Origin of the sequence: uncultured Aquimonas sp. (assembly GCF_937888285.1) — a bacterium.
Lineage (GTDB): Bacteria > Pseudomonadota > Gammaproteobacteria > Xanthomonadales > Xanthomonadaceae > Aquimonas.
In genome coordinates this window covers 107,066-130,075 of sequence record NZ_CALART010000030.1, presented here as the reverse complement: position 1 = coordinate 130,075, position 23,010 = coordinate 107,066, and the positions used below count along the sequence as shown (strand labels likewise).

General features: G+C 69.6%; 16 protein-coding genes. 13 read left to right on the top strand and 3 right to left on the bottom strand.

Going from position 1 to position 23,010, the window contains the following annotated elements:
* Positions 1-19 precede the first annotated feature (19 nt).
* Complete coding sequence (locus tag Q0654_RS08580; protein ID WP_298852746.1) at positions 20-2,191, bottom strand: serine/threonine-protein kinase; 2,172 nt, start codon at positions 2,189-2,191, stop codon at positions 20-22.
* 596 nt (positions 2,192-2,787) lie between these two features.
* On the opposite strand from Q0654_RS08580, the gene tagH reads away from it, so the two are divergent.
* The 11 genes from tagH to Q0654_RS08525 all read left to right on the top strand — a co-directional run bounded on the left by tagH (position 2,788) and on the right by Q0654_RS08525 (position 17,948).
* Complete coding sequence (gene tagH, locus Q0654_RS08575) at positions 2,788-4,737, top strand: type VI secretion system-associated FHA domain protein TagH (protein ID WP_298852744.1); 1,950 nt, start codon at positions 2,788-2,790, stop codon at positions 4,735-4,737.
* Positions 4,734-5,588: a PP2C family serine/threonine-protein phosphatase gene (locus Q0654_RS08570; protein WP_298852742.1), complete on the top strand. Its 855-nt coding sequence runs from the start codon at positions 4,734-4,736 to the stop codon at positions 5,586-5,588. Before tagH ends, Q0654_RS08570 begins: the two co-directional genes overlap by 4 nt.
* Before the next feature lie 80 nt (positions 5,589-5,668).
* Positions 5,669-6,235 carry a type VI secretion system lipoprotein TssJ gene (gene tssJ, locus Q0654_RS08565; RefSeq protein ID WP_298852740.1) on the top strand — a complete coding sequence of 189 codons (567 nt, stop codon included), beginning with the start codon at positions 5,669-5,671 and terminating at the stop codon, positions 6,233-6,235.
* Entirely contained in the window at positions 6,235-7,575 is a 1,341-nt protein-coding gene (tssK, locus tag Q0654_RS08560; protein WP_298852738.1) for a type VI secretion system baseplate subunit TssK, read from the top strand. The genes tssJ and tssK overlap by 1 nt, the downstream gene beginning before the upstream one ends.
* Before the next feature lie 82 nt (positions 7,576-7,657).
* Positions 7,658-8,956: a DotU family type VI secretion system protein gene (locus Q0654_RS08555; RefSeq protein ID WP_298852736.1), complete on the top strand. Its 1,299-nt coding sequence runs from the start codon at positions 7,658-7,660 to the stop codon at positions 8,954-8,956.
* Positions 8,956-12,552: a type VI secretion system membrane subunit TssM gene (gene tssM / locus Q0654_RS08550; protein ID WP_298852734.1), complete on the top strand. Its 3,597-nt coding sequence runs from the start codon at positions 8,956-8,958 to the stop codon at positions 12,550-12,552. The genes Q0654_RS08555 and tssM overlap by 1 nt, the downstream gene beginning before the upstream one ends.
* A 1-nt stretch (position 12,553) precedes the next feature.
* Positions 12,554-13,129, top strand: coding sequence for a type VI secretion system-associated protein TagF (gene tagF / locus Q0654_RS08545; protein ID WP_298852779.1), 576 nt, complete (start codon positions 12,554-12,556; stop codon positions 13,127-13,129).
* 246 nt (positions 13,130-13,375) lie between these two features.
* The gene (gene accD / locus Q0654_RS08540) at positions 13,376-14,269 is read left to right on the top strand and encodes an acetyl-CoA carboxylase, carboxyltransferase subunit beta (protein WP_298852732.1); all 894 of its coding nucleotides are present in this window, start codon (positions 13,376-13,378) and stop codon (positions 14,267-14,269) included.
* A complete protein-coding gene (gene glmM, locus Q0654_RS08535; RefSeq protein ID WP_298852731.1) occupies positions 14,266-15,603 on the top strand; it encodes a phosphoglucosamine mutase in 1,338 nt (445 codons plus the stop codon). The genes accD and glmM overlap by 4 nt, the downstream gene beginning before the upstream one ends.
* Before the next feature lie 239 nt (positions 15,604-15,842).
* The gene (locus Q0654_RS08530; protein WP_298852729.1) at positions 15,843-16,775 is read left to right on the top strand and encodes a 2-oxoglutarate and iron-dependent oxygenase domain-containing protein; all 933 of its coding nucleotides are present in this window, start codon (positions 15,843-15,845) and stop codon (positions 16,773-16,775) included.
* Between the two features lie 264 nt (positions 16,776-17,039).
* Positions 17,040-17,948, top strand: a complete 909-nt coding sequence (locus tag Q0654_RS08525) for an aldo/keto reductase (RefSeq protein WP_298852725.1) — start codon at positions 17,040-17,042, stop codon at positions 17,946-17,948.
* 17 nt (positions 17,949-17,965) lie between these two features.
* Here the strand turns inward: Q0654_RS08525 and rsxA are convergent, their stop codons facing one another.
* Complete coding sequence (gene rsxA / locus Q0654_RS08520) at positions 17,966-18,544, bottom strand: electron transport complex subunit RsxA (protein WP_298852722.1); 579 nt, start codon at positions 18,542-18,544, stop codon at positions 17,966-17,968.
* Positions 18,545-18,634: 90 nt separating this feature from the next.
* On the opposite strand from rsxA, the gene Q0654_RS08515 reads away from it, so the two are divergent.
* Positions 18,635-19,603, top strand: a complete 969-nt coding sequence (locus Q0654_RS08515; RefSeq protein ID WP_298852720.1) for an alpha/beta hydrolase — start codon at positions 18,635-18,637, stop codon at positions 19,601-19,603.
* Between the two features lie 172 nt (positions 19,604-19,775).
* Positions 19,776-21,278, top strand: coding sequence for a phospholipase (locus tag Q0654_RS08510; protein ID WP_298852718.1), 1,503 nt, complete (start codon positions 19,776-19,778; stop codon positions 21,276-21,278).
* A gap of 436 nt (positions 21,279-21,714) precedes the next feature.
* On the opposite strand, the gene Q0654_RS08505 is transcribed toward Q0654_RS08510, so the two are convergent.
* Complete coding sequence (locus tag Q0654_RS08505) at positions 21,715-22,800, bottom strand: porin (RefSeq protein WP_298852716.1); 1,086 nt, start codon at positions 22,798-22,800, stop codon at positions 21,715-21,717.
* Between the last annotated feature and the right edge of the window lie 210 nt (positions 22,801-23,010).

Here is a 23,010-nt window from a genome sequence, read left to right as displayed (position 1 = left end):
GGTGATTCGATGGATGCGCTCAGCCGCCGTCGGCGCCGAACCTGTGCTCGATGGCCGGGTGCTCGCCCTGGCGGACGTTGACTTCGACGGTCCTGGCCGGAAATGCCGGGTTGCGAAGCTCGATGCGGTGTTGCCCCACAGGCAGCTTCAACTCGCGCAGCGGCGGACTCACCCCTTTGCGCTCGCCGCCCACCCAGAGTTCAGCCCAGGGACTCACGCTGATCCGGACGCTGACCAGATCGGCCTGGGCCTGGCCGGCGCGGCGCCCGGCCGGCGCGCTTGCAGGTGAGGCGGTGCTTTCCTGGGGGCGGCTGGACGTCGCGTCAGTTCGGTCTTCGTCCGATCTGCCGGCTGCGTCCGGTGCCGCACCGTCGCGCAGGTCGACCAGCGCCAGCGGCTGCGTCGAGGTCGTCGCCAGGACGGCATCCGCGGACGCCCACACGTCGTCGGGGATTGCCGCAGACGGCTGGGGCTGGGTCTCTGGATTCAAGCTCGCCGCGGTGGCGGACATCGTCGTGGCTGGCTGCGGCGCAAGGACTTCGATCGGGTTGATCGCGCCTGCAGCCGGGCCAGGTGAAGCCTCTGGCCTTGGCACGCTGTCTGCCGCTGCCTCCGGCGCTGCGCTTGAGCGCTCTGTTGCAACGACCGGAGTCGCCACTGGAGCGAGGCGGCGAGCGCTGCGGGTGTCCTCGGTTGCCGCACTGGTCGGCGCTTCCGCATCCGTCTCGGCGCTCCCGGACAACAGCCACCAACCGCCAAGGGCACTCAGCAGCACGGCCCCGCACAGCATCGCGATGCGCGGCAGGTGGTGTCCGCCGGCTGAGGCGACCGGGGTCTCCGTGTCGATGCGCGCTTCAAGACGCGATTCACTGACTACGCGCACGTCGCCAGTGTTCGGCAGCAGCTTGCCGGCGACCAGGTCCTCAACGTCCTTGAACACCGGTGCTGCCGGCGCAGGCGCCGGGGCTGCCAGCGGATTGGCGGCTGCGGTCGCAGCCGTTTGCGTGGGCGCACCCTCTGCGTTGCCCGGCGAGGGCGCGGTGGTGGGCGCGGCGATTGGCTGGGCCCCTTCCGAGCCGGCCATGGTCGCGCTGGCCCCGGCACTCGAGGATGCAGCGAGCTGGGCCGCGATGTCGGCCATTTCCTCGGCGCTGACGATGGCCGTAATGGCTTCGTCCACGTGCAGCGCGTCGAGCGCACGTTCGGCTGCCAGGCGGTCCGGACCGGCCGCGTGCACTTCGTCAAAGGCCAGCAGAGCGCGGAGTTCTGCCGCTGACTGTGGTCGGTCGGCCGGCTGCAGCGCCAGCGCCGCATCGATGCCCTGCAGGAATCGCGTGCTGAAGCCGGCGCGCGGCGTTTCCGCCAGCAGCGGACGGGAATCCTTCATCACGCGCGAGATCGACGCCTGCGGCGGTGCGCCCGTCACCGCGAAATGCAGCACCGCGCCGAAAGCATAGACATCCGTCCATGGGCCCTGTGGCAGCGAGAACTCGCCGGAGTACTGCTCCAGCGGCGCGTAGCCGGGCTTGACCACCACCGTCACGCACTGCTCGCGGTCGCCCAAGATCTCGCGCGCCGAGCCGAGGTCGAGCAGCACCGCGCGGTCGTCGCGCTGGATCAGGATGTTGTCTGGCGCGATATCGCGGTGGAACACGCTGCGCTCGTGCAGCAGTTCCAGCACGTCCAGCACGGGCGCAAGGGTGCGTTTCAGCCAGTTCTCGTCGCATCTCGGGCCGCGCTCGCGCAGAACCTGGCGAAGCGTGCGGCCGTGGTAGCGCGGCATCACCATGTAAGCCGTGCCGTTCTGCTCCCAGAACTGCAGGACTTCGACGAGGGCAGGGTGCTTGAACTGTGCCAGCAGCCGGGCCTCGTTCATGAAGCCGGCGAGGCCTGCACTGAAGCTCTCTTCGTGCTGCTCCGAACGCACCCGTACGCTGAAGCCGTCGTCGCGTCGAGCCAGGCTGGCAGGGATGTACTCCTTGATCGCGACCTCACGCCCCAGGCGCTGGTCCATGGCGGCGTAGACGATGCTGAAGCCGCCCTCGCCGATCACGCCGGTCAATTCGAATTCGCGCAGGCGGCTGCCTACAGGGAGCGCGCTCGCCGAACCCGGCACCGCGGCCGCATCAGCGCTGGTGCCGATGCCACGAGACTGCGCGGCGTGCGTGGGCTTCAGAGTGGCGTGGTCCATATCCCTGCGGAGCGTTGGGAGCAAAAAGAGAGGCGGATGAATGGTCGAACGGGCGCATGGTCCGCCCAGCGATAAGTCACGATGCAACGAATCGACGCAGATTGGCAAGCGACGATTGCCGCTTTGTGACGGCAATTGTCACGCGTCGAGCTCGGGCGCGTGACGGCTGATGCGGCGGCGCTGCGTGGAAAATCAAGCACTTGCAGAACAGTGCGTGGGCGGCGCCTGGGGGGCGGTGGCCGGTGCTCGCGTCGCCGCATGTTTGGCAAAAAAGCGCGTAAAAACAATAATTTGGAAGTATTTTGGGAGCATCTTCCGTTCGTCGGACGCTTGCCCACGGTGGTCGGTCTTGGAGCCTATGCCCCTGATTCGTGCGTTGCGTGGGACTTTCCGGGCGGATGCCCGTCCAGTGCTTGCCGATGAGATTGTGACATGGTGATCTACAGCACAAATCACCGTAAGACCAGTCTTGAGGCGCTGCCTACGCTCTGTTAGCGTCCCCACGCTCGGCAGCTGGCGCTGATCGTCCATCGCCGCGCGGGCTGTCCGGGCGCGCTTGCGCCCTTGGCCTGTACTTACGTTTCCGGGAATCTTGAATGACCGCCGCCACGCTTGAGCTGCATGTGCTGTCCTATGCGGGTAGCGAGGCCTCGACCGGCAGCGCCGTGCGCATCGGCCACAGCCCGGTGAGCATTGGGCGCTCGCCTGCCTGCCACCTCGCACTGGAAGACCCGGAGCGCCTGATCTCGCGCAGCCACCTTGCTGCCTGGCTCGACGGCCATGGCAAGGCCTGGGTCCGGAACGCCAGCGGCACCACGCCCGTCTTCATCGAAGGGCAGGAGCTGCCGCCCGGCGCGCAGACTGCTCTGCGCGCCGGGCAGACCCTCGTCTTGGGGCGCTACCTGCTGGGTGTCCGTACGGCCCTGGCCGAGTTGCATGCGGCTTCTGCACCGGCTTTCCCTGCGGCGGGCAACCCTGCCGAGGGCGCAGCGACGATCGGTGCCGCGTCGACGTTCGCGCCGATTCCCGAGGAGTTCGACGTGTTCGCGGCTCCGCAGGCGCCGCGCTCGGCGTCGGGCGGCAGCGACACAGGCTGCGGCCTTGCCGAGTTCTCGGGTGAGGCCGCAGCGCTGTCCGAAGTGTTCGACAATCTGCCGGACTTCGACGCGCGCGGGCCCAGCCAGGCCCCCGAGGTGCTCGACCTGGTGCGTGCCGGCTCAAGTGCAGGTTCTGGACCCGCCCGCGGTCAGTTCGTCGATCCCCTGGCAGGTCTGCTGGGAGGTTCGGGGCAGCTTCTGGACTTTGCGTCTTCTGATGAGTCGGCGATCGCCGGTTCGATCAGCGAGGGCGGTGGCGAAGTCGACGGACTGTTCCGAATGCCGGTGACGGCCAGCGCGGAGCCGCCCGCAAGCGCGCAAGGCATTGGGCTCGGTGCTGGTGGCGAGCCTCCCGCGGCGCAGACCGTTGCGGCATCCAGCGCGGGTTCGCTCGATCCACTCGCACTCGACCTCGGGGCCCTCGGAGCAGGTGATGCCGGCGACGGTCAGTCCCTGTTGGATCTGATCGGAGAACCAGGCGAGCCCGCAGCGGCGATGGTGAACGCACCGACCCCTGCGCGCTTGCCAGGGCAGGGTGCAGCGTTGTCAGGCGGCTTGCCAGCGCCGAATCAGCCTCCGCCACGCGCGGAACATCCGGTCAACGGACGCACCGCCGGTCCGCGGCCAAGGGCGCAACCCGACCTGCCTGCGCCCAGGGTGCCGGCGCAGAGTGCGCAGGTGGTCGCGGCACCGTCCAACACGCGCGCCGAAGCCCAAGACGCTAGATCGACTGCGCAGTCGGCAGCGGCACAGTCGGCCGAGGGGCGTACTGCGGAGAGGTCTGCACAGGCCGCAGACACAAAGCCTCCGCAGCGGCACGGCGCTGCAGTGCTCCGACGATCCTCTGCGCCTGCCGACGCCCTGAGCGCAGCGTTTGCGCGCGGCTGTGGACTCGATCCCGACCAGCTTGGCAGCCTCGACGAGGGGTCCCTGGAGACGCTCGGCCGGCTGTTCCAGAGCCTCGTCGCGGGCACACTGCAGCTGATCCACGCCCGCTCCTCGACCAAGGACGAGCTGCGCGCCCACATGACCATGATCGCGACGTCCGGCAACAACCCGCTGAAGTTCGCCCCCGACGCGCAGGCGGCGATGCTGCAGCTGGTCGGGCGAGGTCTGCCGGGTTTCATGCCGCCGGTCGAGGCGGTACGCGACGCCTTTGCCGACCTGAGCGCGCACCAGGTCGGCTTGCTCGCCGCCTCGCGCTCAGCGATGTACGCAATGGCCGGACGCCTGTCCCCCGAGCACATCCAGCAGCGTGTCGGTGGGCCTCGCGGCTTCTCCGGCCTGCTGCCGAGCGCCCACAAGGCCCAGCTCTGGGATGCCTTCGTCGCGGCCCACACGCAGCTGCTGGGCGAGGCACGCGAGGAGTTCGACGCCGCCTTCCAGGGCGCCTTTGTCGATGCTTACGAAGGCGAAGTCCGGCGCGTGCAGAGCGGTGGTGCGGCGTGAGCACCTTCGTCGCCCTGGGGGGCACGCGCGTCGAGTACGCCACGCTGAGCGGGCAGGGCGCGCGCAGCTACAACGAGGACGCCTGCGGCTACTGGACCTCGCCACAGGCTTCGTGCTTCGTCGTCTGCGACGGTGCCGGTGGCCACGGCGGTGGCGAGGTGGCGTCGGAGACTGCCGTGCGTACGCTGTTGAGCGCCTTTTCGGCGGCGCCTTCGCTTGACCCCGAGCACATCGCGTCGCTGATCAGCCAGACCGACACGGCGATCCGCTACGGCCAGAAGCTCACCGCCAGCCTCAACAAGATGAGTGCGACCGTCACCGCTCTGTTCATCGACGGACGCGCGCAGCGTGCGCAGTGGTCGCATCTCGGCGACACCCGCCTGTACCTGATCCGCCGGCGCGATGTGCGCTGCATGACCAAGGACCACAGCGTGGTCCAGAGCTTCGTCGATGCCGGCGTCATCGAACCCTCGGAAGTCCGCCACCACGCGCGCCGCAATCTGCTGTTCGCCGCCCTGGGCATGGGCGATGGCACCGAGCCGGCCGCCCTGCCCGGCGCCTTCGAAGTCTGCGAGGGCGATGCCTTCCTGATTTGCACGGACGGCTTCTGGGAAGCGGTCGAAGACGAGGACATGGTCGAGACCCTGCACCGCGCCGAGTCGGCCGAACAGTGGCTGGTGCTGATGGAGCAGATCGTGCTCGCGCGCGCCAGCGAGACCCAGGACAACTACAGCGCCCTGGCCGTCTGGATCGGCCAGCCGGGGGAAGTCACCCAGCCCTGGCCTGAGCTCGATGAGGCCACCCGGGGGGAGGCGTGTGCGCTGGAGCCAGCCACCGAAGCGCGCCCCTGAGTAGCTCTCCCAACCGCTGCATCCGCGCGCGCCGCGCCGGCCAGCGTCTCCCTACACTTCCGATGTCCGGATGCGAATCCATGACCACCCGTCGCACCCACGCTCCGCACGCTTCACAGCTCCAGCAACCCGGGCGCCGAAAACTGCTTGTGGTCGGCGCCGGGCTCGGCCTTGCGGCCCTGTTGCCCGGCTGCACCACGGCCCCTCGACGCACGGTGCCGGTGACTCTCGACCTTGAGTACCGCGTCGGCGCGGACGCCAATCCCGACCCGAATGGACGTCCCTCGCCGGTGCTGGTGCGCATCTACAAGCTGCGCAAGCTGGAGCAGTTCAAGGTGATGGACTATTTCGCCCTGAGCGCGCAGCCGAACCATGCCGAGTTCAGCCTGGAAGAGGAGTTCTCTCTGCAGCCGGGCGCGCAGGGGCGGCGCAGCTACACGCTGGAGCCCGACCAGATCGGCTTTGGCGTGGTCGCCGCCTATCGCGACATCGGCATCAGCCGCTGGCGCGCCAGCGAGGAGCTGCCGCCGCTCAAGGTCTCGCGCATCAAGCTGCCCGAGGTGCTGACCCGCGCCGATCCGGTGATGAGCTATCGCCTCGATGTGGGTCGGAACCAGCTCGCTCTGGCGCGGCTGGAGCGTCGCTGATGTCGGACCGCCAGCGGGTCGCCTGGGCCGAGGGCATGTTCCTTCGGCCGCAGCACTTCCAGCAGCACACGCGCTACCAGGAGTTCTTCGCGCACCAGCGTGCGCTCTCGGGCGAGCCGCACTACTGGGGCTTCAGGCGGCTTGAGATCGACGAGGCGGCGCTCGCCGTCGGCAAGCTCGCGCTGCGTGCGGCCGAGGGCGTGCTGCCCGATGGCACGCCGTTCTCGCTGCCCCAGCACGCCGAGCTGCCGCCTGCGATCAGCTTCGAGGAGGGCGCGGTCGGCCAGCTGATCCATCTCGCCCTGCCGCTGTCGCGCGAGGGCGCGGAGACCGTGCTGTTCGACGAGAACCCGGCCTCGCTGGCGCGCTTCCGGGTGCGCGATGCGCTGCTGCGCGATGAGAACAGCTTCGCCGGCGAGCCCGCCGAGGTCCAGCTGGCCGAGCCGCGCCTGCGGCTGGTCGACGGGCGTGGGCTGGACGAGGGCTGGCTCGGTCTCGGTGTGGCGCGCGTGGTGGAGTGCCGCAGCGATCGCTTGCTGGTGCTCGATCGCGACTACATCCCGCCGGTGCTGCGGATCGACGCGCACAGCCAGGTGATGGGCTTCCTGCGCGAGGTCGAAGGCCTGGTCGAGCAGCGCGCCGACGCGCTGGCCGGGCGCCTGCAGCAGCCGGGCCGCGGCGGCATCTCGGAGGTCGGCGAGTTCCTGCTGCTGCAGCTGCTGAATCGGGCGGAGTCCAGTTTCCGCCATCTGGAAAGCAGCCCGGGCCTGCCGCCCGAGCGCCTGTACTCCGAGCTGGTCGCGCTGGCCGGCGAGCTCTGCACCTTTGTCGAGGCCGGGCGGCGACCGCCGGCGGACTGGCCGCCATATCGGCATGACGCGCTGCGCGAGTCGCTGTTCCCGCTACTGGTCCATCTGCGCCGGGCGCTGTCCTCGGTGCTGGAGCAGAACGCCATCCAGATCGATCTGCAGCTGCGCAACTATGGGGTGCGGATCGGTCAGGTCAACGATCGCGAGCTGCTGAAGTCCGCCCAGTTCGTGCTGGCGGTGCACGCCGCGGCGCCGCCCGAGGTGCTGCGCGCGCATTTCCCGACCCAGGTCAAGATCGGCCCGGCCGAGCGCATCCGCGACCTCGTCAACCTGCAGCTGCCGGGCGTCGGCCTGCGCCTGCTGCCGGTGGCGCCGCGGCAGATTCCGTATCACGCGGGCTTCCACTACTTCGAGATGGACACCAGCGTCGACCTGTGGAAGCAGCTGCAGGGCAACGGTTCGCTGGCCCTGCACGTGGCGGGTGAATTCCCCGATCTCGAACTGCAGTGCTGGGCGATCCGCCGCACATGAGTGCCTCGCCCGTCACCACTCCACTTCCTGAAACCGCGGCGCGCCGGCATCGATCGGAGCGCGCCGGAGGACGCGCGTACCCATGACCGCCGCCGTGATCGGGCAGCAGCCCAACAACCGCACCTTCGTGATGCCCAGCCCCGGAGGCGCCGCGGCGCCCGGCGAGCCCCTGACGGCGCCGGACCTGCCGGCGCGCTTCGACGTGCGCGCCGGCGGCACGCCGCTGCTGGCGGCGGCCAATCCGCTGCTCAACCTCGTGTTCCAGATCCGCACCCTCGTGCACAACGCCGAGCCTGATCGGCTGCGCGCCTATCTGGTCGACGAGGTCCGCCGCTTCGAGGCGACCGCCAAGGGGCTTGGCGTCAGCAACGAGCACGTGCTGGCCGCGCGCTACTGCCTGTGCACCGTGCTCGACGAGACCGCGGCGCAGACACCCTGGGGCGGCAATGGCGCGTGGTCGCGCAACAGCCTGCTCGTCACCTTCCACAACGAAACCTGGGGCGGCGAGAAGTTCTTCCAGCTCTTGGCCAAGCTGGCGCAGGCGCCGTCGCAGCACATCGATCTGCTGGAGCTCATGTACTACTGCATCTGCCTCGGCTTCGAGGGCCGCTATCGCATCATTTCCAACGGCCAGGTGCAGCTGGAAACCCTGCGCCGCCGCCTGCTGGAGATCATCACCAGCCAGCGCGGGCAGGCGCCCGCGCCGCTGTCGCCGCGCTGGGAGGGCGTGCCGGCCGAGCGGCCGCGGGCCTGGCGGATGATCCCGGTCTGGGCCAGCGCGACGCTGGCGCTTGCCCTGCTGGTGGCGCTTTACATCGCGCTGTCGATCCTGCTGGGCGAGCGCTCGACCCCGCGCTTCGTCGCCATCACCCAACTCGAAGTGCCGGCCGCGCCGGTGGTGCCGCGCGAGGCGCCGCCGCCGGTGGTGTTCTCGCGCTTCCTGCAGGAAGAAATCAACCAGGGCCTGGTCAGCGTGCGCGAGTCGGCCGAAGCCAGCACCGTGATCCTGCATGGCAGCGGGCTGTTCGAATCGGGCAGCACGGCGCCGCGGCCGCAGTACGAGCGCATCATCCTGCGCGTGGCCGAAGCCATCGGTGAGCTGCCGGTGCGTCCGCGCGTACTGGTCGAGGGGCATACCGACAACATTCCCATCCGCAGCCTGCGCTTCCCGTCCAACTGGGAACTCTCGGTGGAGCGCGCGCGCTCTGTCGCCCTTGTGCTCGGACGAACCCTGGGCGGCGAGTTCCAGATCGAGTACGAGGGCCGCGGCGAAGCGCGTCCGGTCGCCGACAATGCCAGCGCCGAAGGCCGCGCCCAGAACCGTCGCGTCGAGATCACGGTGTTCGCCACGCCGGCCCAGCTCGTGCGGGAGGTGCGCTGATGCTCGCGCGTCTGTTCGGCCTGCTGTTCCACCGCCGCGTGTTCATTGCGCTCGGCCTGGTCCTGCTGGCGCTGTTGATCTGGTTCGCCGGGCCGCTGTTCGCCTTCGCCGAGTGGCGGCCGCTGGAGCCGGTGCGCGTGCGCCTGTGGATCATCGGCCTGCTGTTCGGCCTGGTCCTGCTGCGGATCATTGCCCGGGTCTGGCGCGCGAAGCGCATGAATGCGCGCCTGGTCGACGCCGTGCTCGGCCTGCGCGGCCAGCCCGAAGGCCCGGAAGACCCGAACAAGCCGGCGCTGGACGCGCTGCGCGCGGACTTCCAGCGTGCGCTCGTGCAGATGCGCGACACCCGCTTCAGCGGCAGGGAAGGCGAGGGCTTCTGGTCGCGGCTCGGCCGCCGCTATGTCTACCAGATGCCCTGGTACGTCTTCATCGGCGCGCCCGGCTCGGGCAAGACCACGGCCCTGGTCAACAGTGGACTGCGCTTTCCGCTGGCGCAGACGCTCGGCAAGGAAAGCGTGCGCGGCGTCGGCGGCACCCGCAGCTGCGACTGGTGGTTCGCTGAAGAAGCGGTGCTGCTGGACACCGCCGGCCGCTACACCACCCAGGAGAGCAATGCCGAGGCCGATCGCGCCGAGTGGGAGGGCTTTCTCGGTCTGCTGAAGCGGTTCCGCCCGCGCCAGCCGCTGAACGGCGCCATCCTCACTCTGTCCGTGCAGGATCTGCTGTCGGCGGACGAAACCGAGCGGCGCCGCCACGCCGAGCGCCTGCGTGCACGCCTGCTGGAGCTCACCGGCAACCTCGGCATCGCCTTTCCGATCTACGTGCTGGTGACCAAGGCCGACCAGCTCGGCGGATTCAACGAGTTCTTCGAGCGCCTGAGCAAGGAGGAGCGCGCCCAGGTCTGGGGCGCCACCCTGCCGCTGCCGGCGCAACCCGAGGCGGGACGTGACGATCTCGACGTGCTGCTGCAGCGCGAACTCGAAGCGCTGAACCGTCGCCTGTTCGAGCGCCTGCCCGAGGTGCTGCTGCATGAACTCGACCCGGCGCGGCGAGCCCGCGCCTATGCGCTGCCCCAGCATTTCGCCGGTCTGCTCGCGCCCCTGCGCGAGGTGCTGGGCGAAGTCTTCGCCGGCAAACGCTTCGGGCCGGCGGCCATGCTGCGCGGCATTTACTTCACCAGTGGCACCCAGGACGGCAGCAGCTTCGATCGCCTGCTCGGCAGCCTGCAGCGCAGCCTCGGCTTCGATGCGCGCGTGGCCCTGCCCAGCCAGGCCCAGAGCGGCCGCAGCTTCTTCCTGTACGACCTGTTGCACAAGGTGGTGCTGCCCGAAGCGCATCTGGCCGGGCGTAATCGACGCGCCGAACGGCGTGAGCGCTGGTTGGGTGCCGCCGGGCATCTCGCGGCGCTGACGGCGGCGGTGGTGTTCGGCATCGGCATGCTCGGCAGCTATCGCGGCAACCTCGGCTATATCGGCTACGTCGACGAGAGCACCGAGGTGATCGCCGAGCACCTCGCCGAGGCGCGGCGCAGCAACAACTACACGACCAAGGTGATGCTGCCGATCCTGAGCGCGATCGAAGGCGTGGCCGACGGCCCCGACTTCGCCGCCACCGAGCCGCCGCTGCGGCTGCGCTTCGGGCTGTTCCAGGGCTTCAAGCTGGATGCGGCGGCGCGATCGACCTACCGCCGCAGCCTGGAGGCGGTGCTGCTGCCGCAGATCGTTGACCGCGTGCATGTGGTGCTGGAGAGCGCGCCTGAGGACAACCTCGAGTTCAGCTACGAAGCGCTGCGCGTGTACCTGATGCTGCACCAGCCCGAGCACTACGTGGCGCGCGAGGTCGAGGCCTTTGTCCGTGAGGATTTCGAGACCAGCCTGCCGGCCTCGATGCCGGCCAGCGAACGCGAGCTGCTGCTGCATCATCTGCAGCGGCTGCTGCACGAGGGCCAGGTGCTGCCGACGCGGGTCATGGACGAGCCGCTGGTCGAGCGCGTGCGCGACCGCCTGGGCGGCTTCTCGCTGGCGCAGCGCGGCTACAGTCGCCTGCGGCGCGAGCTGCTGGAGGAGCCGATGCGTGACTTCACGCTGGCGGACCTCGGCGGCGACCGCGCCGCGCTGGTGTTCGAAAGCGCCAGCGGCAAGGGCCTGCGCACCGGCGTGCCGGGCCTGTTCACCCATCACGGCTACCACAAGGTGTTCCTGCCCCAAGTGCGCTCGGTGATCGGGCGCATGCAGGACGAGGAAGCCTGGGTGCTGGGCCGGGCCGCACACACCACCGAGCGCCAGCTGCGCGACCAGGTGCAGGGCGTGCTGCCGCGGCAGATGCGCGAGCTCTACCTCAACGAATACCGCGAGAAGTGGACGGCCTTTCTCGCTGACGTGCGGATCAAGCAGCCCGGCAGCATCATGGAAAGCCGCGAGTTCGCGCGCGTGTTGGCTGCGCGCGCCGACTCGCCGCTGCGTCGCCTGCTGGAGGCGGTGGCACGCGAGACCCGCCTCTCGAAGACCGAGGAGACCACCGACAGCAACTCCTTCATGGCGCGCGCCGAGCGCCGGCTCAACGCCGAGCGCTCCTCGGTTGAGCGCATCGCAGGCCCGGTCGACCTGCTCTCGCCGAACCGGATGGAGCAGAACATCGAGCAGGTTCTGGTCGATGACCACTTCGCCTACCTGCATCAGCTGGTTGGCGACGGCTCTGCCAGCGCGCCAGTCGAGCAGATCCTCAACATGTTCAATGAACTTTACTCCGGCCTCGGATCGGTCGAGCAGGCCATCCAGGCGCGCACGCAGGCAGTGCCGCCGACCGAAATGCTGGCCAAGGTTCGCGCCGAAGCGGCGTATCTACCCGACATGGTGCGCGGCATGGTCGAAGGGCTCACCGACAGCAGCCAGCAGTTCGCCGAAGGCAATGTGCGGCAGTCGCTGGCGGCCGAGATCGACGCCGAGGTCGGGCAGTTCTGCCGCAATGCCCTGGCCGATCGCTACCCGTTTACCCGCAGCTCGATCAAGGACGTCACCTTGGGTGACTTCCAGACCCTGTTCTCGCCGGGCGGCCGATTCGACGGTGTGTTCCGCAACCGACTTGCCGCGCAGACCGACACCACGGGCCCCAACTGGCTGCTGCGCCAGGCCAGCGGTAGCACCGTGTCGATGGCGCCGTTCCAGAATGCGGCGGCGATCCGTGAGGTGTTCTTCCCGCGCGGCGGCACCATGGACCTGTCCTTCGAGCTGCGCGTCTTGACCATGGACCCGAGCATCGAGCGGCTCACCCTCGACTTTGACGGCCAGCAGTTCACCTACGACCACGGTCCCAACAACGCCTTCCGCGTCACCTGGCCGGGGCAGGGCCAGGGCACCATCCGCGCGGTCGCCGCCGGCGCCGCCAGCGGTGAGCGCACCCAGACCTGGACAGGGCCTTGGGCCCTGTTCCGGATGTTCGATGCCGCCGGCTTGCGGGTGGGCTCGGGCCCAGAGCGCTTCAACGCCACGCTCGACATCGAAGGACGCCGGGTCCAGCTCGACATCATCGCCAACAGCGTGCGCAATCCCTTCCAGATGCGCGAGCTGGTGCGCTTCCGCTGTCCTTCGCGTGCCTGAGATGCTGGAGACCAGTCTGTTCGGCAAGCTGCCGGCCCTCGGTGACTTCGTCAGCCGGGGCCCGGATGGCGACGGCGTGCGTCGGGTCGATGCCTGGCTGGCGGGCGGCATGCTGGCCCTGCAGGCGTCCTCCGAGCACTGGCTGCAGCCCTACCTGGTCAGCCCGGTCTGGCAGTGCGTGGTGCCCGCCGGGCGCCTCTGCGAACAGGCCTGCGCGGGCGCCCTGATGCCCAGCGTCGACCGTGTCGGCCGCTATTTTCCGCTGATGGTCTGGCGCCCGCTGCGCGCGCCCGTCGACGGCGCCGCCGTGGTGCGCGAGCTTGCGGGCGTGGCCGCGTGCATGCCGGCCGCCCTGCACGAGCTGCTGACGCCGGATGCGCTGCTGGATCGCCTGATCCAGCCCAATGCGCGCCATGTCGCCGCGCCTGACGGTGAGCGCTTGCTGGCCGGTTTCCACGAAGACGCCAACCTCTCGCTGTGGTGGTCGCTTGCGGGCCCGCTGGCGCCGTTCCGCTTTGTCAGCCACCGCGGGCCCGCCGACCCCGAGCTGTTTGTGAGCCTGTTCGACGGTCGCTGAGCCCGTGCGAGGCAGACGCCGGCACGTCGAAGCGCCGGCCAGCCGCGCCTCTGCCGGGTGAGGGCCTGAGCCAGTGGCTGCGGCGAACCCGAGGCCGCCGCCGGTGCACACCGTCGCGACTGCCGCTGGCCTCCACGCTCCCCGATCGCTGGCCCGCTGAGTGCGCAGCGGGCGCCGGCTGGGGCGGCATCCGGGTGGCCTGTTAGAATCCTGCCCCTTTCCCAAAGGCAGGCGGGTATCTCGCCCATGAGTTGGCTTTCCAAACTGATGCCCTCGCGGATCCGCACCGAGGGCGGCAACAAGCGCGGCGTGCCCGAAGGGCTGTGGAGCAAGTGCGACAGCTGTACCGCCGTGCTCTACCGCCCGGAGATGGAGCGCAACCTCGAGGTCTGCCCCAAGTGCGGACACCACCACGCGATCGGTGCGCGACAGCGGCTGTCGATGTTTCTGGACGTTGGCAGCGCGGTCGAGATCGCGCCGAACCTGGAGCCGACCGACGCCCTGCGCTTCCGCGACCAGAAGAAGTACAAGGACCGCATCGCCGCCGCGCAGAAACAGACCGGCGAGAAGGATGCCCTGGTCGCCATGCACGGCCGCCTGAAGGGCCTGCCGCTCGCGGCCTGCGCGTTCGAGTTCCGCTACATGGGCGGCTCGATGGGCTCGGTGGTCGGCGAGAAGTTCGCCCGTGCCGCCGAGTACGCCCTGGCCGAGCGCATGCCCTTCGTCTGCTTCGCCGCGACCGGCGGCGCACGCATGCAGGAGGGCCTGTTCTCGCTGATGCAGATGGCCAAGACCTCGGCGGCGCTGGGTCGCCTGCGCGCGGCCGGGCTGCCCTACATCTCGGTGCTGACCCACCCGACCACCGGCGGCGTTTCCGCCAGCCTCGGCATGCTGGGCGATCTCAATGTCGCCGAGCCGCAGGCCCTGATCGGCTTCGCCGGCCCGCGCGTGATCGAGCAGACCGTACGCGAGACCCTGCCGCAAGGTTTCCAGCGCTCGGAGTTCCTGCTGAGCCACGGCGCGATCGACCTGATCGTCGACCGGCGCGAGATGCGCGAGCGTCTCGGCGCGATCCTGGCGATGCTGATGAAGGCGCCGCGTCCGGCGCCCGAGCCCGCCGCGGAAGCAGCGGGCGCATGAGCGGCAAGCGCTGGTTCGGCACCGACGGCATCCGCGGTCGCGTCGGCGAAGGCCCGATCTCGGCCGATTTCGTGCTGAAGCTCGGCTGGGCGGCGGGCCGCGTGCTGGCCCGCGAGGGCCATGCCGGCGTTGTGATCGGCAAGGACACCCGCATCAGCGGCTACATGTTCGAGTCGGCCCTGGAAGCCGGGCTTGTCGCCGCCGGTGCCAACGTGATGCTGTTGGGGCCGATGCCGACACCGGGCGTGGCGTTCCTGACCCGCCAGCTGGGTGCGGACGCCGGCATCGTCATCAGCGCCTCGCACAATCCGCACTACGACAACGGTATCAAGTTCTTCTCCGCCGACGGCGAGAAGCTGACCGACGCCGTCGAGCACGCCATCGAAGCCGAGCTGGAGCGCGCCTTCAGCACCGTCGAGTCCGAGCAGCTGGGCAAGGCCGTGCGCATCCGCGATGCCGCCCAGCGCTACAGCAGCTTCTGCAAGTCGACGGTCGACCGTGGCTTCAGCCTGCGCGGCATGAAGATCGTGCTCGACTGCGCGCACGGCGCCAACTACCAGATCGCGCCCGAGCTGTTCCGCGAGCTCGGCGCCGACGTGATCTCGATGGGCGTCTCGCCCGACGGGCTCAACATCAACCAGGACTGCGGCAGCACCCACATGGATGCGCTGCGTTCGCTGGTGCGCGGCTCGGGTGCCGCGCTCGGCATCGCCTTCGACGGCGACGGCGACCGCGTGCTGTTCGTCGATGCCGAGGGCGGGCTGGTCGATGGCGATGCCCAGCTCTATATCCTCGCCTGCGACCGCCTGGCCCAGGGCGAGAACCCCGGCACCGTGGTCGGCACGCTGATGAGCAACTACGGCCTTGAGCGAGCCTTCGCGCAGCGCGGCATACCCTTCGTGCGCGCCAAGGTCGGCGACCGCTACGTGCTGGAGCAGCTGAAGGCCCACGGCGGGCTGATCGGCGGCGAGGCCTCGGGCCATGTGCTGGTGCTGGACAAGGCCAGTACCGGCGACGGCATCGTGAGCGCACTGCAGGTGCTGCAGGCGCTGCGCCGCAGCGGCACGTCGCTGAAGGCCCTGCAGGAGGGCCTGAGCTGGGTCCCGCAGAAGACCGTGAACGTGCGCATCACCCCGGGCGCCAAGCCGCTGGAGTCGGCAGGGGTGCAGGCCGAGGCCAAGGCGGCCGAAGCCCGGCTGGAGGGCAGGGGCCGGCTGGTCTTGCGCGCCTCCGGCACCGAACCGCTGATCCGCATTACCGTCGAAGCGGACGACGAGGCGCTGCTGCTGGATGTGCAGCAGCGCTTGCGTTCCGCTGTTGAAGCCGCGCTTTAGCGCGGCTTCAACGGCGGCGGGATTCGGGATTGGAGATTCGGGATTCGTTTTAGAGCCTTGCGACTGGGGCGAGCCTCTTGGACTCGCCCCGTATTCAGCCGTCAACGGAGCGAGCGCTTAACGTCTGCCGCGCGCTGACGACCGCGCTCTACGAATCCCGAATCCCCAATCCCGAATCCCGTCGCCTCCAAACCCCAGAACCCTGAACTCCGCCACTGCCAACAACGAAGGCGAACCAAATGTCCATCCCCACCCTAGATATCCGTCGCTTCGACACCGACCGTGATGCCTTCGTCGCCGAGCTTGGCGCGGCGTATCGCGAGTGGGGGTTCTGCGGCATCCGCGGCCACGGCATCCCGCAGGCGCAGATCGACCGCGCCTACGACGTGTTCCAGCGCTTCTTCGCGCTGCCGGACGAGGTCAAGAAGCAGTACCACGTGCCCGGCAGCGGCGGCGCCCGCGGCTACACCCCGTTCGGCATCGAGACCGCCAAAGGCGCCAAACACTTCGATCTGAAGGAGTTCTGGCACGTCGGCCGCGAGATCCCGCGCGACTCGAAGTACGCGGACGTGATGCCGGCCAACCTCTGGCCCAGCGAAGTCGCCGACTTCAAGGAGGTGGCCTACGGTCTCTACACCACGCTCGACCAGCTGGGCTCGCGCGTGCTGTCGGCGCTGGCCCTGCACATCGACCTGCCGGCCGACTGGTTTGCCGACAAGACGAACTTCGGCAATTCGATCCTGCGGCCGATCCACTACCCGCCGATCACCGCCGACGACATTCCCAACGTGCGCGCCGGCGCGCACGAGGACATCAACCTGATCACCCTGCTGGTCGGCGCATCCGCGGCCGGCCTGGAAGTGCTGTCGCGCAAGGGCGAGTGGGTGCCGTTCACCGCCGACGAGGACACCATCGTGGTCAACATCGGCGACATGCTGCAGCGCCTGACCAACCATGTGTATCCCTCGACCACCCACCGGGTCACCAACCCGCCGGGCGAGGCCGCGCGCAAGCCGCGCTACTCCACGCCCTTCTTCCTGCACCCGAATCCTGACTTCCTGATTGAGACCCTGCCGCAGTGCATTTCGGCGGAAAACCCGAACCGCTACCCCGAGCCGATCAGCTCGCACGACTACCTGATGGAGCGGCTGCGCGAGATCAAGCTGGTCTGATCACCGCGGTGGATGCATAAGGCGGCCCGGCCAAGCGCCGGGCCGCTACGTTTCTGAAGGCTGCAACTCTTCCGAGTGGGCGACACCTCGCAGTTGCGCAGCTTTCTCCCCTCTCCCCTCGTGGGAGAGGGGCCGGGGGAGAGGGGTGATCTTGCCGCGAGATGGCCCCCTCTCCCCAACCCCTTTCCCTCAGGGGGAGAGGGGCTTCAAATTGCCCACCGCGCGCCGCGTGCTGCACGCTCTGCCTCGCTCATTGGAACGCACATGAACACCTCCCCTACCCGCAGCCTCCCACGCGCCCGCTTCCATGGCTTGAGCCCGGTCGTCGCTGGCTGCTGGCGCATGGCCGAATGGGACATGGATGCGCAAGCGAGGCTGCGCTGGATCGAGGGCTGCATGGAGCTCGGCGTCACCAGCTTCGACCACGCGGACATCTATGGCGACTACGCGGTCGAGGGGCTGTTCGGCGAGGCGCTGGCGATCTCTCCATCAATCCGTGCGCGCATCCAGCTGGTCAGCAAGTGCGGTATCCGTCTGGTTTCGCCGGCGCGGCCGGGGCATCGCCTCAAGAGCTACGACACCTCGGCCGCGCACATCGCCGCCAGCGTCGACCACAGCCTGCATGCGCTGCGCACCGATCATCTCGATCTGCTGCTGATCCACCGCCCCGATCCGCTGCTCGATGTAGCCGAAGTCGCGGGCGCGTTCGAGCGTCTGCAGCGCGCCGGCAAGGTGCTGCGCTTCGGCGTGTCGAACTTCAGCCCGGCGCAGTTCGAACTGCTGGATTCGGCGGTCGAGCTGGTCACTCAGCAGGTCGAGCTGAGTCCGTTGGCGCGCGCCGTGCTGCACGACGGCACCCTGGATCACTGCCAGCAGCTCGGCGTGCAGCCGATGATCTGGAGCCCACTGGCCGGCGGGCGACTGCTGAAGGGTGAGGACGAGGATGCGCAGCGCGTGCGCGCCGAGCTCGATCGCATCGGCGCCGAGCTCGGCGTCAGCGCTGCCACCGTCGCCTATGCCTGGGGACTGCGCCATCCGAGCCGGCCGTTGGCGATCACCGGCAGCCAGCGCCCGGAGGGCATCGCCGAAGCGGTCGCGGCGACCCGGCTGCCGCTGTCGCGCGAGGATTGGCATGCGCTGTGGAGCGCTGGCGCGGGCGTGCCGGTGCCCTGATTCGCGGAAAGTGTGCTTCAGCGGTCCATGCCGACGAAGCCCATGAAGGCGAGCGCCATCAGGCCTGCGGTGATCAGCGCGATCGGCGTGCCGCGAAATGCGGCCGGCACGTCCGCCAGCTGCAGGCGCTGGCGCAGCTGGGCGAACAGCAGCAGGACCAGCGCGAAGCCCAGCGAGGCGCCGAAGCCGAACAGCAGCGCCTCCAGCAGCGAGTGCCGCGCCTGCACGTTGAGCAGGGCCACGCCCAGCACCGCGCAGTTGGTGGTGATCAGCGGCAGGTAGAGGCCCAGCACGCGATACAGCAGCGGCGCCCGCGCGCGCATCAGCAGCTCGGTGAACTGCACCACGGCGGCGATCACCAGGATGAAGCCAAGGGTGCGCAGATGGGCGAGCTCCAGCGGCTCCAGCAGCCAGGCCTGCAGTGCCCAGGCCAGCCCCGAGGACAGGGTCAGCACGAAGGCCGTGGCCAGCGACAGGCCGAGGGCCGAGTCCAAGCGCTGCGACACGCCCATGAACGGGCACAGCCCGAGGAACTTCGCCAGCACGAAGTTGTTGACGAGGGCGGCACCGAACAGCAGCAGAGCGAGGTCGGACATGGCGCGCAGTGTAGTGCAGCGCGCCCTCGCCACTGGCGATGCGGGGTCCGCCGCTGGCATGCTCGCCGCCGGTCGATGGGGGGGTGAACGATGCGAGTCCTGAAGCGCGTGGGCGTGGCACTGCTGGGTCTGCTGGTGATGGCTGCGGTGCTGCCCTATCTGCTGCCGATGCCGGGGCGCGGCCTGCCGCCGCGCAAGTCGCCCTATCTGGAAGGGCGCTTCACCGAAGTCTGCGGGCTGCGCTGGCATTTCCAGCGCTGGATGCCGGCGTCGGGCGCGGCCTCACGCGCGCGCATCGTGCTGATCCATGGCTTCGCCGGCTCAACGTTTTCGTGGCGGCTGACCGGCCCGGCGCTGGCCGAGCGTGGCCACGAGGTGCTGGCCATCGACCTGCCGCCCTACGGCTACACCACGCGCGGCGAGCCCGATGCGCCGCTGTCGCAGTGCGTCGCCAAGATCGTGCGCGATGAGGCGGGCGAGCTGCCGGTGATCGTGGTGGGCCATTCGATGGGCGCCAGCGTGGCGGCGCGGGTGTCTGCGGCGCTGGGGCCACAGGCCGCCGGCGTGGTGCTGGTCGACGGCGGGCTGGGCGGACGCAGCCGACCGCCCGGTGCGCTGGCCGGCCTGCTGCAGTACCCGCCGCTCTCGCGCTGGGCCGAAGTCGCCGCGCATTACCACATGCTCGAACCGCAGCGCTTCGCCGCACGCCTGGCCTCGGCCTACGGACGCGAGCCCACCGAAGCCGAGCTCGAAGGCTATCGCACGCCGCTGCTGCTGGCCGGCACCGCGCCGCGCGTGCTGGCGCAGGGGGCGGCCACCGAAGCCCTGGATGTGGCGGCGCTGCCCGCCGCCCAGCTGATCATTTGGGGGCGTCGCGACACCTGGGTGCCGCCTGCAGCGGCCGAGCGCACCGCGCAGGCCTTGCCGGGCGCCCGCCTCGAATGGATCGAGGAGGCCGCGCACAACCCGATGGAAACCCATCCGCAGGCCTTCATGGACATCCTTCTGGCCTTCATCGACGAGCAACTGCCAGCGCCTGCGGATACGCCTGTGCCGTAGCCCTGCGCGGCGCCTGCGCGGGCGCCGTCAGCGGGGAGACCGCACACAGGGGCGTTTGGCATGTCGCACCAAAGGTGGGCGGGCGCCCAGCCGCTGAGTCAAGGTCCATCCTCGGCACTCCGCTGCTGGAGCCTCACTGCGCAGGCGCCGAATTCATTCCGTGGAGACCGCCATGCCGCTGCCCGATGTCCTCGTCTTCCTGCACGGCTGGTCGGTGACCAGCACCGAAACCTACGGCGGCCTGCCGGAGCGACTGGCGGCCGAATACGCGGCGCGCGGTGCAGGGCTCGAACTGCGCGACATCCACCTCGGTCGCTATGTGTCCTTCCACGACGAAGTGCGGATGGAGGACCTTGCCCGCGCCCTGCAGGCGGCGTTTGAGCGCGAGCTCGGCGCCCTGGTCCAGGCCGGCCGCCGCTTCGCGGTGATCACCCACAGCACCGGTGGCCCGCTGGCCCGTGAATGGTGGTGGCGCTACCACGTGCAGCCGCGCAGCGCCCCGCCGTGCCCGATGAGCCACCTGGTGATGCTCGCGCCGGCCAACTTCGGCAGCGCCCTGGCCCAGCTCGGCAAGGGGCGCCTGAGTCGCTTGAAGACCCTCGCACAGGGCGTGGAGCCCGGCGCCGGCGTGCTCGACTGGCTGGAGCAGGGCAGCCCCGAGGCCTGGGCGCTCAACGAGGCCTGGTGCCGCGGCCGCTTCGGCGCGCCCGGTGGCGACGACGGCAGCGGCGTCTATCCCTTCGTGCTGACCGGGCAGAGCATCGATCGCAAGCTCTATGACCACCTCAACCCCTACACCGGCGAGAGCGCCAGCGACGGTGTCGTGCGCGTCGCTTCAGCCAACCTCAATGCCGGCCTGCTGGTGCTCGAGCAGGGCCGCGGCGGTGACCCGGGACGGCTGGAGCCGGTCGGCGGTCTGAAGCGCGCGCCGCGCACCGCCTTCCGGCTGATGGCCGGCGTCGCCCACTCGGGCGCCAGCATGGGCATCCTGCGCGGCGTGTCGGCGCAGGCTGGCGGGCAGGGCGACGAGACGGTGCGGGCGATCCTGCGCTGCCTGCAGGTCGGCACTCCTGCGGCCTATGCGGCGCTGGCCGATGCCTTCGATGCGGAATCCGAGGCGGTGCAGGCCGCTGAGCGGGTCGAGATCGAGCAGGTGCCGGTGCTGCCGGATCGCGTGCACATCCACGACCGCAGCAGCCTGGTGATCTTCAGGCTGCAGGACAGCGAAGGCCATGCGCTGAAGGACTACGACCTGGTCCTGACCGGCGTGCAGGACAGCCCCAACCTGCTGCCGGAGGGCTTCCTGCGCGATCGCCAGCGCAACAGCCGGCATGCGGGCACGCTCAGCTTCCTGTTCAACCACGATCTGATGACCGGCAGCGAGGCCATCGCCGATCCGCGCAAACCGGAGCGCGTGCTGCGCCCAGCGCGGCCCGGGGTGGACCGCCTGGGCCTGCAGCTGCGGGTGCGGCCCGAGCAGGGCTTCGTTCGCTACGCCGCGGCGGCGATCCACGCCGAGCCGACCCTGCTGCGGCAGGTGCTGCGCCCAAACCAGGCCACCCTGATCGATCTCCGCGTGCAGCGCGTGGTCGACCGCGCTGCGGTCGAGCTTGGGCCGGTCGGCGCGAGCAAGTCCTTCAAGGGCGTGAAGCCTGTGGGTGAGGGCGTGGCTTAGGAACGAGAGAGGGGCGTGTGGCGATGTTCTAGGCGCCCTTGGGTATGCGGCTTCGATGACGCTGCGGCGCCACTCGTGTTCGTAGGGCGGATAAGCGCAGCGCATCCGCCAGCCGGTGACGCAGACGCGGCGATTTTCCTGATGTCTCTGCCTGGATTCGGGCGTGTGGCATTGCTCTGGTACATGCGCTGCGCTTATGTACCCTACGCGCGCACCTGCCTGCGGCTTCGATGACGCTGCGGCGTCACTCGTGTTCGCAGGGAGGATAAGCGCAGCGCATCCGCCAGCGCGTGCTCTCAGGCTCACCTTGCCCGCGCCAGCCGCGCCAGCCGCGCCAGCCGCGCCTGCGCGCAAGGGCCGGCATGGCCCTGCTCATGCCCGGCCCTACTGAGAAGAGGTTCTCCGCGTAAGTGACCCCGATCGGAAGCGGCTTTGCTCAGAAGCTGAATTGTGCGCGCAGGCTGTTGAAGCGTCCGCGGTAGTCGCCGGGGCGCGGCGCGAGGGCCGTCTGCTCGGCGCGGTATTCGCTGTGCTCCAGCGCGAACTGCCAGTGCGGCCCGACGTAGAACGCAGCGCCGATACCGAGCTGGGTCTGCGTGCCCAGCGCATCATCTCCGAGGTCGAACTCCACGCGGCCCAAGCGCGCGCTCAGCTCCCAGGCGCGCTGGCCCGGCTCGAAGGCCGGCTTGCGGAGGCTGCCGTCGCGCAGGCTGCGGGCGTGGCCTCCGCTCAGCCAGCTGGCCTGCAGGTAGGCGCCTGCGCCGTCCGGGTCGGCGCCGCGACGCTGTCCCCGCAGCGCGAAAGCCTCGCCCTGCACAAGCCAGCTGCCGCGCAGCCATGCGGCTTCGGTGCCGATGCGCAGGCTGCTGTCGACCTCGCGGAAGTTGCCCACGTCGAGCGGGGTCAGCGGCAGCAGCCGCGACTCCGGACGTGCGCGCAGGCGCAGGCGCTCGTCCTCGCGCTGCTCGTAGGCGAGCGCCACGCCCAGGTGCATGTCCGGCCGCGCGGTGCGGACGAGTCGCAGGGCGGTGCCCGCGCTGCCCGACACCTGCTCGGCGTTGCCGGCGAAGGCGCTGGCCTGCAGCTGCAGGCCAGCGATCGGCTGGGTCCACATCACCCCGACGCGGCGGCCGATGGTGGAGGCATCGTGCACCTGCGAACGCTCGAGCAGGACCAGGTCGCGCGACGAGCCCAGCTCTTCCAGTGAGAACGGCTGCTTGTACTGGCCGAGCCGCAGGCGCCCACCGCCCAGCGGCAGCTCGGCGAACAGATCGGTCGCCGCCCCGCTGGCGAAATCCCATTCACCGCGCAGCTCCAGGCCCGAAGCGTGGCGTGCGCGCAGACCCAGGCGGCTGCGCCGCGCACCATCGGCGCCGTCCGATCCGCCGCCGCGCAGGCGGTAGTCGGTGTAGTCGTGCTGGAACACGCCGCTGGGCGTCACGCTCCAGTTCGAAGCGGCGCTCATCGCACTCACGGGCAGCAAAGCCACCGCCAGCAGCAGGGCAGGAGTCTTGGGAGTCATGGGCAGGGCTGGGCTGAGAAAGCGCAGACGATATTGCATTGAGATGACATATTTGTGACTTGGTCATCCAGACGTCATTCGCGTGTCATGTGGCTGTGTTCTGGCCGGTGCCGGGGCGTGGGCAGAGAGTCTCTGCAGGTCGGATGGACCTCGCGTGAGCCGAGGTGTCATCCACCGTTCATCGAGCCAGTCCGCGCCCGATCCGGCGGG

Coding starts and splice junctions, on each gene's coding strand:
- Q0654_RS08580 (WP_298852746.1), bottom strand. CDS start 2,191: ATGGACCACGCCACTCTGAAGCCCACGCACGCCGCGCAGTCTCGTGGC.
- tagH (WP_298852744.1), top strand. CDS start 2,788: ATGACCGCCGCCACGCTTGAGCTGCATGTGCTGTCCTATGCGGGTAGC.
- tssJ (WP_298852740.1), top strand. CDS start 5,669: ATGACCACCCGTCGCACCCACGCTCCGCACGCTTCACAGCTCCAGCAA.
- tssK (WP_298852738.1), top strand. CDS start 6,235: ATGTCGGACCGCCAGCGGGTCGCCTGGGCCGAGGGCATGTTCCTTCGG.
- Q0654_RS08555 (WP_298852736.1), top strand. CDS start 7,658: ATGACCGCCGCCGTGATCGGGCAGCAGCCCAACAACCGCACCTTCGTG.
- tssM (WP_298852734.1), top strand. CDS start 8,956: ATGCTCGCGCGTCTGTTCGGCCTGCTGTTCCACCGCCGCGTGTTCATT.
- tagF (WP_298852779.1), top strand. CDS start 12,554: ATGCTGGAGACCAGTCTGTTCGGCAAGCTGCCGGCCCTCGGTGACTTC.
- accD (WP_298852732.1), top strand. CDS start 13,376: ATGAGTTGGCTTTCCAAACTGATGCCCTCGCGGATCCGCACCGAGGGC.
- glmM (WP_298852731.1), top strand. CDS start 14,266: ATGAGCGGCAAGCGCTGGTTCGGCACCGACGGCATCCGCGGTCGCGTC.
- Q0654_RS08530 (WP_298852729.1), top strand. CDS start 15,843: ATGTCCATCCCCACCCTAGATATCCGTCGCTTCGACACCGACCGTGAT.
- Q0654_RS08525 (WP_298852725.1), top strand. CDS start 17,040: ATGAACACCTCCCCTACCCGCAGCCTCCCACGCGCCCGCTTCCATGGC.
- rsxA (WP_298852722.1), bottom strand. CDS start 18,544: ATGTCCGACCTCGCTCTGCTGCTGTTCGGTGCCGCCCTCGTCAACAAC.
- Q0654_RS08515 (WP_298852720.1), top strand. CDS start 18,635: ATGCGAGTCCTGAAGCGCGTGGGCGTGGCACTGCTGGGTCTGCTGGTG.
- Q0654_RS08510 (WP_298852718.1), top strand. CDS start 19,776: ATGCCGCTGCCCGATGTCCTCGTCTTCCTGCACGGCTGGTCGGTGACC.
- Q0654_RS08505 (WP_298852716.1), bottom strand. CDS start 22,800: ATGACTCCCAAGACTCCTGCCCTGCTGCTGGCGGTGGCTTTGCTGCCC.